This is a genomic window from Nocardioides sp. NPDC054178 (assembly GCF_055585005.1).
Window position 1 is genome coordinate 689,631 of sequence record NZ_JBVJKY010000003.1, and the last position, 12,599, is coordinate 702,229.

At 70.9% G+C, this 12,599-nt stretch carries 9 protein-coding genes; 1 reads left to right on the top strand and 8 read right to left on the bottom strand.

Annotated features, from left to right (window positions below; genetic code table 11):
* Positions 1–36: 36 nt before the first annotated feature.
* Positions 37–3,834, bottom strand: coding sequence for a S8 family serine peptidase (locus ACZ6WN_RS15930; protein WP_465865826.1), 3,798 nt, complete (start codon positions 3,832–3,834; stop codon positions 37–39).
* A 116-nt stretch (positions 3,835–3,950) separates the two neighbouring features.
* On the opposite strand from ACZ6WN_RS15930, the gene ACZ6WN_RS15935 reads away from it, so the two are divergent.
* Positions 3,951–4,982: a hypothetical protein gene (locus ACZ6WN_RS15935; protein WP_465865827.1), complete on the top strand. Its 1,032-nt coding sequence runs from the start codon at positions 3,951–3,953 to the stop codon at positions 4,980–4,982.
* Here the strand turns inward: ACZ6WN_RS15935 and der are convergent.
* The 7 genes from der to ACZ6WN_RS15970 all read right to left on the bottom strand — a co-directional run bounded on the left by der (position 4,979) and on the right by ACZ6WN_RS15970 (position 12,319).
* A complete protein-coding gene (gene der, locus ACZ6WN_RS15940; protein ID WP_465865829.1) occupies positions 4,979–6,367 on the bottom strand; it encodes a ribosome biogenesis GTPase Der in 1,389 nt (462 codons plus the stop codon). The genes ACZ6WN_RS15935 and der overlap by 4 nt on opposite strands.
* Positions 6,360–7,070, bottom strand: coding sequence for a lysophospholipid acyltransferase family protein (locus tag ACZ6WN_RS15945; protein WP_465865831.1), 711 nt, complete (start codon positions 7,068–7,070; stop codon positions 6,360–6,362). The genes der and ACZ6WN_RS15945 overlap by 8 nt, the downstream gene beginning before the upstream one ends.
* Positions 7,067–7,762 (bottom strand): (d)CMP kinase, encoded by a 696-nt coding sequence (gene cmk / locus ACZ6WN_RS15950; protein WP_465865832.1) that lies wholly within the window; start codon positions 7,760–7,762, stop codon positions 7,067–7,069. Before cmk ends, ACZ6WN_RS15945 begins: the two co-directional genes overlap by 4 nt.
* A 10-nt stretch (positions 7,763–7,772) precedes the next feature.
* The gene (locus ACZ6WN_RS15955) at positions 7,773–8,873 is read right to left on the bottom strand and encodes a prephenate dehydrogenase (RefSeq protein ID WP_465865833.1); all 1,101 of its coding nucleotides are present in this window, start codon (positions 8,871–8,873) and stop codon (positions 7,773–7,775) included.
* 102 nt (positions 8,874–8,975) lie between these two features.
* Positions 8,976–9,374 (bottom strand): VOC family protein, encoded by a 399-nt coding sequence (locus tag ACZ6WN_RS15960; RefSeq protein ID WP_465865834.1) that lies wholly within the window; start codon positions 9,372–9,374, stop codon positions 8,976–8,978.
* Entirely contained in the window at positions 9,371–10,174 is an 804-nt protein-coding gene (locus ACZ6WN_RS15965) for a helix-turn-helix domain-containing protein (protein WP_465865836.1), read from the bottom strand. Before ACZ6WN_RS15965 ends, ACZ6WN_RS15960 begins: the two co-directional genes overlap by 4 nt.
* Positions 10,175–11,047: 873 nt before the next feature.
* Positions 11,048–12,319, bottom strand: a complete 1,272-nt coding sequence (locus ACZ6WN_RS15970) for an HNH endonuclease signature motif containing protein (protein WP_465865837.1) — start codon at positions 12,317–12,319, stop codon at positions 11,048–11,050.
* Positions 12,320–12,599: the final 280 nt, after the last annotated feature.

The window sequence follows — 12,599 nt, forward strand, 5'->3', positions numbered from 1 at the left end:
CACCACCGGTGACCTGCGGGCCCGAACTCTTTCCTGCTAGCGCTTGACCCCGAAGGCCGAGACGACCTTCTGGGTCACCGTGTTGCCGGCGTCGTCGCGGGCGGTGGCCCGGAGCGAGACCAGGTCGGCACCGCGCGCGGGGATGCGCAGGCGCGTCTCCCAGCGGTCACCGTCCTTGCGCAGCTTCACCGCGGTCCAGGTCGCGCCGCCGTCGTAGCTGACCTCCAGCGTGGCCCCCTTCACCGTGCCGGCCCGTTCGGCACCGGGCACCGGGTAGGGCACCACCGCGAACGGGACCTCGGCACCGGCACGCACCGTGCCGTCCAGCGCCGTGTCCACGTCGTAGTCGAGCTGGAGCAAGGGCAGCGGCGTACCGGCCTCACCGTCCGGGACCGGATCGGCCTGGTCAGCGACGAAGGTCCAGGACGTACGCGTGCTGGTCGAGTAGCGGTGGGCGTTGCCGTCGCCAGCGTCGGTGTCGATCTCGAACCGGTACGTCTGCGGCCCCTCGGCCACGGGGACGCTCGTCTGGACCGCCTGACCGATGTTCTTTCGGATGAGCGTGTCGCCCCGGTAGAGGCGCGCCTCGACGGGGGTCTCGCCCCAAGGGAACCCACCGGTGATCCCGGCGGGCCCGCTGGCGTGGGCGACGTTGACCGCGAACCAGTCGCCGCTGTGTCGCGGGCCCCAGTAGCCGTCGCCCGTGCGCGGCGCCGTCACCGGCGCGAACCAGTTGCGCACGGTGGTGCTGCGGGGCTTGTAGGCCTGACGTACGCCGCGCTGCTCCCAGGTGCTCTCGTGGTCGACGTTCTCGTACCAGGTGACGTTGTCGTATGTGGAGACGTAGTCGGTCCGGTCCGTCGCCGTGGGCTGGAGCGCCCGGACGCTGAGGCACGGCGGCCACTGGTAGTCGCGGCAGTCGGCACGGTCGTCGACGGCGAGGCGCTGCTCGGTGTCGTTGTAGCGGCTCTCCACCGTGGCGAGCTGTCGCGTGGTCGGGGCCAGCGCAAGCTCGGCCGGGATCTCGCCGGGCCAGCTCTTGGAGATGTCGTAGAGATAGCTCGGGAACTCCACGGCCTTGCCCTCCAGGCTCACCGTGCCCTTCCGGGCGGCGGCCACGAGCTTCTCGCCCTGATCCGACCGCAGCGAGACGACGGGCAGGTCACCCTGGGTGACGTAGTCGACCAGCGGGCCCGGACGGTCGTTGACGACCACGAGCAGAGCGGCGCCGGCAGCCTGGGCGGCGGCCTCCCGCTCCTCGGCGGTGACGGCGTCGTCCCTGGTCACCAGGACGGCACGGCCCTTGGCGTCGAGGCCCTCGTAGTCGGCGCTCGTGCCCTTGCCTGCGGCGACGGCCTTCAGGGAGACGCGGCCGTCGAGCCTGGCCGAGCCGAGCTGGTAGGTCGGCTCGAAGGCGAACGGACGCGAGCTCCGCGCCGTCACGTCGAGAGCCGGCTCGGTGGCCCGCCAGCGTACGGCGAAGTCGAACTCGGCACTCTTGACCGGGCCGCCGGCCTCGGCGTAGAAGGAGTCGACAGCGACCGGCACGGCGTAGGTGGCGCCGAAGGTCGCGTAGAGACCGCCGATGCCGGAGTCGTTGAAGAACTGGAACCGGCGGTAGGCGACGTCGCTGTCCTTCGGTGTCTTCAGGGTGAGCTCGTCGGCCCTGCGGGCGTCGAGCACGAGCGACTGGTCCTTGTCGGTGACGACGACCTGCGGGTCACCGACCAGGGCTACACCGGTCGAGCCGGGTCCCTTCGAGCCCGCGACGTCGAGGAACGCCGTGGCCGAGTACGTCCCGGGCTGCAGGCGCTGGGTCGCCACCGTGCCGGTGGCCGGGTCGATCGGCAGGCTGCTGACGAACTGGTCGCCGTAGCGGTAGAAGTCGACGTAGCCGGAGGCGGGCTCGCCGGACCGGTCGAGCGCGGTGATGTCGAGGCCGTAGCGCTCCTCCTCCTTGACCAGCGCGGTCGCGGTGCGCACGCTGATCTCGCCGGAGGCATCGGTGGCGACGACGGCACCGCTGTACTTGCCGGTGAGCGAGGCGTCGTCGGCGTCGGCCGTGATGGTGACCTCGGCGCTGCCGCCGGCCGGGACCACGACCTGGTCGGCGGAGAGCGAGACGAGGTCGCTCGCCTTGCCGTCCGGCCCGGTGACATCGGTGCTCAGGGCGAGCGTCACCTCGGCGTCGGTGGAGTTGGTGTAGGTCACGGTGCTGCTGGCGGGCTCGTCGCCGTCGTGCGGCCAGCCGTAGAACCCGAGGAACCCGTCGCCGGACCCGTCGACGCCGTCGAGCGCCGCGGGCACGTCGAGACGGCCGGTGCCGACCTCGTACGCCGGTGCGTCGATGTCCGCGGCCGAGGAGACCAGCGCCGTCTTGAGCTGCTCACCGGCGAGGTCCGGGTGGGCGCCCTTGAGGATCGCGGCGGCTCCCGCGACGTGCGGGGTGGCCATCGAGGTGCCGCTCATCGACCGGTACCAGCCCTGGCCGGAGGACTGCTGCGATCGGGCCGCGACGATGTCGACGCCGGGCGCGGTCAGGTCGGGCTTGATCGCGTGGTCGCCGACCCGCGGGCCGTAGCTGGAGAAGTCGGCGCGTACGTCCTGGTCGTCGACCGCGCCGACGGTGAGGGCGGCGTCAGCGGTGCCGGGGCTGCCGAGGGAGCCCTCGGCGTAGCTGTTGCCGGCCGCGACGACGAACAGCGCGCCGGTCTGCTCGCTCAGCGCGTTGAGCGCCTGCGCCATCGGGTCAGTGCCGTCGTTGAGGCTGGAGTCGCCGAGGCTCATGGAGACGATGTCGGCGTTGGCCGCGCCCCACTCCATGCCCGCGATGATCCAGGAGTCCTGGCCGTAGCCGCCGTTGTCGAGCACCTTGCCGACCAGCAGGTCGGCGCCGGGAGCGACGCCCTTGTAGAGGCCCTCGCTGGCGGAGCCGGTGCCCAGGACGGTGGAGGCGACGTGGGTGCCGTGACCGTGCACGTCGTTGGTCGCCTCCTCGTCGGGGACGAAGGACCGTGCCTCGTCGATCTGGTCGGCCACGTCCGGATGGGTGGCGTCGATGCCGGTGTCGAGGACCGCGACCGTCGCGCCCTTGCCCTCGAAGCCCGCGGCCCACGCCTCGGGTGCCCCGATCTGCGCGGTGCTGTGGTCCAGGGTCGTCTCGGCCTTGCCGTCGAGCCAGATCTTCTCGACACCACCGCCGAGCTTCCCGGCAGTACCCGCCGAGCGCGTGGCCGTGCCGCCCTTGGCCACCGCCGACCAGAACTCGGGCGCCTTCTTCTTGCTCACCGCGACCGCGTCGGCGTCGATGCTGGGAAGGTCGAGCGTACGCTCGGCCCCCGGCAGCTTCGCCGCCTTGGCGCGGGTCGAGGCCTGCTCCAGGATCAGCGGAGTGGCGTCGACCGTCTCGTCGTCGTAGTGCATCTCGAGGAGCGCGGTGACGTCGAACAGCCGGCGGTCAAGGGTGCCCGCGGCCAGGTAGGGCTTGGCGGCGGTGGGGATCGCGTAGAGGTGGTCGCCCACCTGCTGGGTCTCGATGGCGCCGGCGGCGGAGTCGAGCCCGAGGGTCAGGACGCCGTCGTCGGTCGCGGTCACGTCGATGACGTCGCCGGTCACGAGGGTGATCGTGGTCCGGCCGTCCTCGAGAGCGGGCGTACGAGGAGCGGTGCCGGCCGTGGTGCGGCCGGCGTCGGTCTGGGGGGCCTCAGGCGAGGGGTTGGTGCCTGGGGTCGCGTGCGCACTGGTGGCCATGGTCGCGACCAGGGCAGTCGCGGCAGCTGCAGCCGCGACGGCCCTGGTGGCGGCCGGGCGGCCGGATCTGGTTGGGGGTCTCATGGAGATGGACCTTGTCAATGCGGCGCGACAGGCGACAAGAGCGATGGCGTGGCGGTTTTACGGCATGGCGAGCCTCCGTCAGCGGTGGAACGACCCTTGCCTGTCGCAGAAGTGACATGCTCGGCGACGTGCTCGGTCTGACCCCGGATGAGACCCTCGCCTACGGCGAGCTCATCACCATGCCCTCTGCCACCGCCGCCGAGTTCGCGGCCGCTCTCAGCGCCTTCGGGACCTCTCCGGGAGAGGCGCATCTGCTGTTGCGCCGACTCGAGGAGTACGGGCTGGCCGCTCGGATCACCGGCGACGAGCGGCGCTTCGCTGCCGCTCCGCCCGCGATCGCCCTCGGCGCACTGCTCGCCCGCCAGCAGGACGAGGTGCGGCATGCCGAGATCGAGCTCAGCCGCCTCGACGAGGCCTACCGGGTGGCCGCGGCCGGCCGCGGACCCACGGACGTGGTCGACGTCATCCACGGCGAGGACGCCGTCCGGCACCGTTTCGAGCAGGTCCAGCTCGGTGCCCGCGAGCGGGTCGACGCGTTCGTCCGCCCGCCGGTGATCGTGACCTCCAGCCAGGAGAACTCGGCCGAGAACAAGGCCGTCGCGCGCGGCGTGCTCTATCGCGTCGTCGTGGAGCGCAGCATGCTCGAGAGCCACGACGTGACGGTCGACGAGGCGATCGAGGCGACCGATGCGGGCGAGGAGGTCCGCTTCGCCGACCAGGTGCCGCTCAAGCTGATCATCGTCGACCGGCGGCTCGCCCTGATGCCGCTGACCTCCTCCGGCGACGTCGTCGGTGCGCTGCTGGTCCGGGAGAGCACCCTGCTCGACGCGCTGATCGCGCTCTTCGAGAACGTCTGGGACCAGGCGACCCCGATGCTGGTGGGCACCTCAGGGCTCACCGGCGACGTCGCCCACCAGGTCGACGACGAGGACGCGCAGGTCCTCGGTCTGCTGCTCGCCGGGCTCACCGACCAGGCCGTCGCCAAACAGCTCGGTACGTCGCTGCGTACCGTCCAGCGCCGGGTGCGGGCGCTGCTCGACCTGGCCGGCGTGGAGACCCGGATGCAGCTCGGCTGGCACGCCGCCAACAACGGCTGGGTACAGGCCGGGGTGGACGGCCACCAGCCGCCCACCCCGGACTCGGTCTAGCGCTTGCGCTTCTCCCGGACCCGCTGCTGGAGCACGATCGGGGTGCCGGCGAAGCCGAACTCCTCGCGCAGACGGCGCTCGATGAAGCGCTCGTAGGAGGCCTCGAGCTTGCCGCTGGTGAACAGCACGAACGTCGGCGGCGCGGTCGAGGGCTGGGTGCCGAAGAGGATCTTCGGCTGCTTGCCGGACCGGACCGGGTGCGGGTGCTCGGCGACGAGGCGACCGAGGAAGGAGTTGAGCGCGCCGGTGCCGATCCGCGTCTCCCAGCCCTCCAGGGCCTTGTCGAGCGCCGGGACCAGGCGGTCGACGTGCCAGCCGGTGCGGGCGGTGACGTTGATCCGCGGGGCCCACTGCACCTGGACCAGATCGCGCTCGATCTCGCGGTCGAGCTGCCAGCGACGCTCCTCGTCGACGAGGTCCCACTTGTTGAACGCGATCACCAGCGCGCGGCCGGCCTCGCGGACGGTCTGCAGGATGCGGATGTCCTGTTCGGAGATCTTCTCCCCGCCGTCGAGGACGAGCACGGCCACCTCGGCACGGTCGATGGCCGTCGTGGTGCGCAGGGAGGCGTAGTACTCGTGACCCGAGGCCTCCTTGACCCGCTTGCGGATCCCGGCGGTGTCGATGAAACGCCACTCGCGGCCGCCGAGCTCGATCAGCTCGTCGACCGGGTCGACGGTGGTGCCGGCGACGTTGTCGACGACCGCCCGCTCCTCCTTGGCCAGCTTGTTGAGCAGGCTCGACTTGCCGACGTTGGGCTTGCCGACCAGCGCGATCCGGCGCGGGCCACCGATCTCGGTGCCCTCGGGGAGCGGCGGCGGGTCGGGGAGCACCGCGAGGATCGCATCGAGCATGTCGCCCGAGCCGCGACCGTGCAGCGCGGAGACCGGCCACGGCTCGCCGAGCCCGAGGTTCCACAGCGCGGCCGCCTCGGCCTCGGTGCGCAGGTCGTCGACCTTGTTGGCGGCCAGGACGACCGGCTTGCCGGACTTGCGCAGGATGCGTACGACGGCCTCGTCGGCGTCGGTGATGCCGACGGTCGCGTCGACCACGAAGAGGACCGCGTCGGCCAGGGAGACCGCGATCTCGGCCTGGGCCGCGATCCGCTCGGCCAGGCCCTGGGCGTCGGGGTCCCAGCCGCCGGTGTCGACCAGCGTGAACGCCTTGCCGTTCCAGTCGGCGTCGTAGGAGACCCGGTCACGGGTCACGCCGGGTACGTCCTGGACGACCGCCTCGCGGCGGCCGATGATCCGGTTGACGAGGGTCGACTTCCCGACGTTCGGGCGGCCGACGACCGCCAGCACCGGCAGCGGGCCGGTCGGGGTCTCGTCGGTCTCGTTGAGCTCGTCTCGCACGTCTTCGTACGACACGTCGGGGTCAGTCATCGTTCTCCTCGGTAGGTAGCGGACCGGGCAGTTCGCGACCGGTCAACGCCAAGGCATGGTCCTGTTGGACCTGCATGTGCTTCTGGAGCAAACCCGAGACATGCCCGACTTGTTCCCTGGTACGCGGCCAGCCTACGCGCTCCACGTGGAAAGGCTCGCCATAGACGATGTCGATCCGAGCACCTTTGTGCGGTAGCGAGGAAACCCCGCCACCCGGATCACGGCTGCCGAGCATCGTCACCGGCACCACCGGAGCACCCGAGGCCAGGGCCAGATAGGCGGCCCCGCGGTTGAAGTGGGCCAGGTTGCCGGCGCCCCGGGTGCCTTCGGGATAGATCCCCATCGCGTTGCCCTCGCGCAGCACCCGCAGTGCAGTCTTCACCGCCGCCGGGTCGCTGCCGAACCGGTAGAGCGGGATCTGGCCGGCCCAGCGGAGGAACGGCCCGAGGAACCAGTGTTCGAACATCTCCAGCTTGGTCAGCGCGTGCACCGGACGCGGCGTGAAGATCGCCAGCAGCGGGCCGTCGATGATCCCGATGTGGTTGGAGGCGAACACGACCGGCCCGGTCACGGGGATGTTGGCGGTCTCGTGCAGCCGGACGTCGAACCGGCGCCGGATGAGCCACCGGGCGTAGACGTTGAGGTGATAGAGCGGCCAGCGGGTGGGGTGCTCGACTCCATCCGTGTGTGGAAGGTCTCTCACTCCCCCGCCTTCTGCGCCAGCTCGATCACCTGCTGGATGACCTCCTCCAGCGTGTAGGGCGTCGTGTCGAGGTGGGTGGCGCCCTCCGGCACCGCCGCACCTCCCTTGGTGGAGTCGATCTTGTCGCGGTTCTCCAGCGATGCGCGAACGGCCTCCGCGTCGGTGCCGCCCTCCTCCGCGGCGCGGCGCGCGGCGCGGGCGGCGGGGTCGGCGGTGACGTACAGCTTCAGGTCGGCCTCGGGCCAGACCGCGGTGCCGATGTCACGGCCCTCGACCACGATGCCGGAGCCGGCGGCGAGCGCATCGCGGATCTCCTGCTGCTGGAGCGCGATCAGGCGGGCGCGGACCTCGGGGACGGTGGCGACCGGGGAGACCGCCGCGTTGACCCGGTCGCTGCGGATCTCGACCGAGACGTCGGCCCCGTCGAGGGCGATCGTCGGGGCGAGCGGGTCGGTGCCCGAGGCGATCACCGGCTTGCCGGCCGCGGCGGCGACCGCGTCCGCGTCGTGCACGTCGACGTCGTTGCTGAGCATCCACCAGGTCATCGCGCGGTACATCGCACCGGTGTCGAGGAAGCGCATGCCCAGGCGGTCTGCGACACCGCGCGAGGTGCTCGACTTTCCGGAGCCGGAGGTGCCGTCGACGGCGATGACGATGCGTGCGGGGCCAGTGGTGGGATTGCTGCTGCTCACGGGCGGGAGCCTACCGGTGAGCGACCCAACCCCGGGACTCCAGAACCGCCTGCATCCGGTCGGCGGCGTCGGCGGCCACGATCAGCTCCATGACACCGACCGGGCGGCCGGGGTCGTGGTCGATGCGTACGTCCTCGATGTTGACACCGCTCTCCCCCGCATCGGCGAAGAGCCGGGCCAGGTTGCCGGGCTCGTCGGGCACCGTGACGTAGACGCTCGCCTGCGCGGTCTGCGGCCGGCCGTGCTTGCCGGGGATGGCGCGGGTGCCGGCCTGCCCCTCCTTGAGGAGTACGTCCAGGGCGGCCGCGTCGCCGGTGCCGACCGCCGCGATCATCTCGTCGAGCTGGGCGCGCACCTCGGTCAGCAGGTCGGTCACCGCGCGGGCGTTGCCGGCCACGATCTGGCCGTAGAGGCCCGGGTCACCGGCGGCCACGCGGGTCACGTCGCGTACCCCTTGGCCGCTGAGGCCGAGATGGCCCTCCGGTGCCACCGCGAGGCGGCCGGCCACCAGCGCGGCCATCAGGTGCGGCACGTGCGAGGTGCGGGCGACCGCCTGGTCGTGGTCCTCGGGGCTGAGGGTGAGCGGCACCGCGCCGCACAGCGTGGCGAGCTCGCCGACGAGCCGGGTCGCCTCGGGGTCGGCCTCGGCATGCGGGGTCACCGCCCAGGGCCGGCCTTCGAACAGTGCCGCGGTCGCGGCCAGCGGCCCGGAGCGCTCACTGCCGGCCATCGGGTGACCGCCGACGTAGCGGTGTACGTCCGCGGGGCCGTGCTCGCGCACGTAGGCCAGCGGCGACGCCTTCACGCTGCCGACGTCGGTCACGACGGCGTCGGGGCTGTCGGCGAGAGCTCGGGTGATGACCTCACCGAGGTGCGCCGGCGGGACGGCGACGACCACCAGCTGCGGCGTGTCGCCGGGCTTGCGGCGGCGGCCGGCGCCGAGGCCGGTCGCGGTGCGTACGTGGCTGGCGACCGAGTCGCTCAGCAGTACGTCGAGGCCGGCGGCGGCGCAGGCGAGGGCGACCGAGGTGCCGAGCAGCCCCACTCCGACGATCTCGACCGGGCCGGTCAGAGTCGACAGCCCTTCCCCTGCTCCCCCGGTCTGTGTCATGCCTCCAAGGCTAAAGGGTCGGTATGGCTCGAGCCTCCTCGTCTCAGCGGCTGTGGTGCGCTATCGCGGCCGGCGACCAGGGTGTGCGATATCGCCTGGCGATCAGGAGGGTTGGTAGCTGCCGAAGGACCAGGAGTTGCCCTCCGGATCGAGGACGGTGCCGCCCCTGCCGCCGTAGTCCTGGTCGATCATCGGCCGGTCCACGGTGGCGCCGGCGGCGACCGCCTTGTCGAAGACGGCGTCGGGGTCCTCGTCGATCAGGTACGCCGAGGAGCCTCCGGTCGACTTGATGGCGTCGTCCTCGCGTACCTGCCCGAACATCAGCCCTCCCCCGGCCGGCCAGAGCCACTCGGCGTGGACCACGATGCCGCCCTCGCGGTAGGTGGAGTGCTCGACGAAGCCGATTGCGCTCAGCCACGTCATCATCGCCTCGGCGTCCTGGAACGCCATCGACTGCCAGTACTTGATCTTCGCTACGTCGAACTTCTGCTCAGTGCTCATGCACCCGAGTCAACCGCCGAAGCGTCGGCCAGGTCTTGAACGAATGGGAACTCCTCCCGCAGCCAGGTCGTCGGCGTACACCCGGCGAACTCCTGCCACTCGCGGGTCAGGTGCGCCTGGTCGGCGTAGCCACAGGCCGTCGCCGCCCGGGCCAGCGGCATCCGGCCGACGAGACCGCGGGAGCGGTCGAATCGGGCCAGTCGCTGGAACTGCTTCGGCGCCACCCCGGTCTCCGCGCGCACCAGGTCGCTGATCCGCCGGCGGCTGTAACCGACGTCGTCGGCCACCTCCTGCACCCCCGCTCCCCCGGTCAGCAGCGCGAGCGCACGACCCACCTCCGCCCTGGGCCCGGGTTCGCCGTGCCGCGCCAGCGCGGCGACCAGGCCGGCGACCACCACTCGCTCCCACGTGCGCGGGTCGGCCTCGGCCAGCTGCTCAGGAAGATGACGTACGCCTCCGGGTGCCGCGACCTCGTCGAGGGCCAGGAGCTCGCCACGCCACGCCGCCGCCGGCATCCCGAACAGCGCCCGCACCCCCGCGGTCGTCAGCCCCAGCTGTACACCCCGCTGGTAGCCCTGATGATGGATCGCCGCCGGACGGGTGTGCAGCCCCGAGACCAGCGACCACGCCGTCACCGGCTCGCTCCCGCTCCCCCACGAGGTCACCAGTGGATCGTCGACCGGCAGCACGAACGTCACCTCGGTCGACGGCATCCCCCGGTGCATCCCCGGCACCCCGAAGTCCACGTCATAGGCGATCAATGACGTGACGTAGGGACGCAGCACGTCCGGTACGGCCATGTCTCGATGGTGCCACGGTCGGTGCGGGTTGCCCATGCACTATCGCCGCGGGCGAGGAGGGTGTGCGATAGCGCTTGGCGGTGCTTCTGGCGGCTTTTCGGGCTGGATCGTTGGCTGGGTTGGAGAAGGGTGTCTTTTCGGGGTTGGGGTGTCTCGTTGGGCTGGTGGCCGCCGACCCGTTACGGAGGGTGTTCTCGCCGGTTCCCGGAGTCAAGGACGGCCTGCGGCCGCCGGCTTCGCCGGCCGTTCGCGGTCCTGGACACCGGGAGCCGTCGAGAATTTTGGCTGGTTATCGGGTCGGCGGCGGGGTTTGGCGCAGAGTTTTTCGGGTTTTGTACGGGCCTGGGAGTCGTGGGTCGAGGAGTCCTGGCGGCCTGGCGTGTGCATGTGCTTTTACAAGACGATGACACCTTGTGAAGGCTTCACAAGCTGGGCCGTGGGCGGGCCGCGGTGACCCTGGCGCGGGAGCCGAGGCTGCCTCAACCCCTGCTGGCCAAGCAACCCCGAACGGGCTGTCTGCGCAGGCCGGGGACAGGATCATCAGCCAACAGGGCAGGCCGGCAGGGATCACCAGCCCGCATGGGCAGACGGGACCCGGTCAGGTGGCGCAGGATCGTGGGCAGGACCCAACAGTCGGCAGCGGCACGCCGCGCACCGGCAGGCAGTGCTGGGCACACCGCGGCACCAGCAGGCGGCACCAGCAGGCGGCACCAGCAGGCGCCACGAGTTTGATCAGCCCCGTCCGCGATACCTACAGGCCACGGGTAGGCCACCCGGCTGAGCGGCACAACCCGACAGGCGCAGGCACAGCCCAGCGATGGTCGTGTGACGGGCTCGGAGGCATGCAGGCGCGGCGGTACCGGCCCGACCGGGTCAGCCGGTTCGGGTGCGCCGGGTGAACCGGATCTGCCCGTCGGGGAGCCGCTCATAGGTGTAGTCGGCGTCGTGGATGCGGTGATGGTCGCTGGGACACAGCAGGACCATGTTGGCGAGGTTGGTTTGGCCGCCTTCGGACCACGGTTTCAGGTGATGCGCTTCGGTCCAGGCGGCGGGGGCGTCGCAGTCTTCGGCTTGGCAGCCCTTGTCGCGTAACCGGAGGGCTCGGTGTTGGATCGGGTGGGCGAGGCGGGCGGTGCGGCCGAGGTCGAGGATCTCGGAGTCGGTGCCGAGGACGACCGGAACGAGGTCGGCGTTGCACGCCATCCGGCGGGCCTCGGCCGCGGTGATCTTCTCGTCGTCGAACCCCAACGCTGCGGTGCCGAGGTCCTTGCGGAGGTCCTCCACACTCATCGTGATGAACACCGTCGTGCCGTGACCGCCATGGCGCGGCAACAGGTCGACGTCGTAGGTCTCGATCACGCGGGCGAAGGCCTGGCCCAGGAGCCGGTCGTAGGGGGCTTTGCGGCCCTTGTTCTCCGCGGACAGCTTCCGGGGCTGCGCCAACGAGTCCAAGATGGTGCGCAACCGGATGCCGACGGCGCGGGAGACCCTGGCGTGGAGGTCGATGGTGCCGTCACCGTTGTCGCGAGCGGAGAAGAAGGTGCGCCGTGCGGCGTGTTCTTCTTCGCGCTGGAGGGCTTTGGCCTCGGCTTCTTCGAACCGGGCGGGGTCGATCTCGGCCAGGATGCGGCGTCCGGCGTTCTTGAGCTCGTTGGCGGTCATCCAGGTGGCATAGTCGACCAGCAGCTTCTCCGCCAGGGTCAGGTGCTCACCACTGGCGGCGGGGTCGGCCTCGACCGCATCGAGCGCGCGGGTGATCACCCTCGCTTTGTCTTGGGACACCACCCCCTCGGCCAGGCCGGCAGCCACGAGGTCGTACTTGGCGACACTGGTGGCGAGTTTGATCTGGGAACGGGCCACCCCCTTGTCGACCAGCAACTCGGTCTGCAGCCACCCCGAGACATCCTTCGCCCCGGTCTCCTCCGCGATGTCACCGGCAGATGCGAGGGCCCGCAGTTTCAGGGCGGCCTGCATCGCTTGGAGTTTCTCCAGCCGTTCGAGCAGGTCCTTCTTCTGACTGGTGCGCCAATAGGCGGGGTCGCTCGAGAGGAGTTCTTGGAGGGCGGTTTCGATGGCGGTCAGGGCAGCGTCGATCGCGTCGCCCGGGTTGGTTCCCCAGTGGTTGATGTCGCGGCCGAGACTCATCGCCTGCCCTCCTCCCAGAGGTGTGTTGTGATGGGTCTGATTCTACGCCTCGCGCGCCCTGCTGACTATCTATTTTCCCTGTTCAGACACGCTTTTCGCGGTGAGCGAACGGCGTCCTTCCTGTGGATGGTAAGTGGCCCGAAGGGCCACCCCTCACTCCCCACCAACACCATCCGACGCAGGAGTGAATCCGCTGCGCCACACCCGGGCCGCCGCCCCGATAGCCAGCCAAGTTTTTTCTCGACGGGCCCCGGTGTCCAGGACCGCGAAGCGGCCGGCG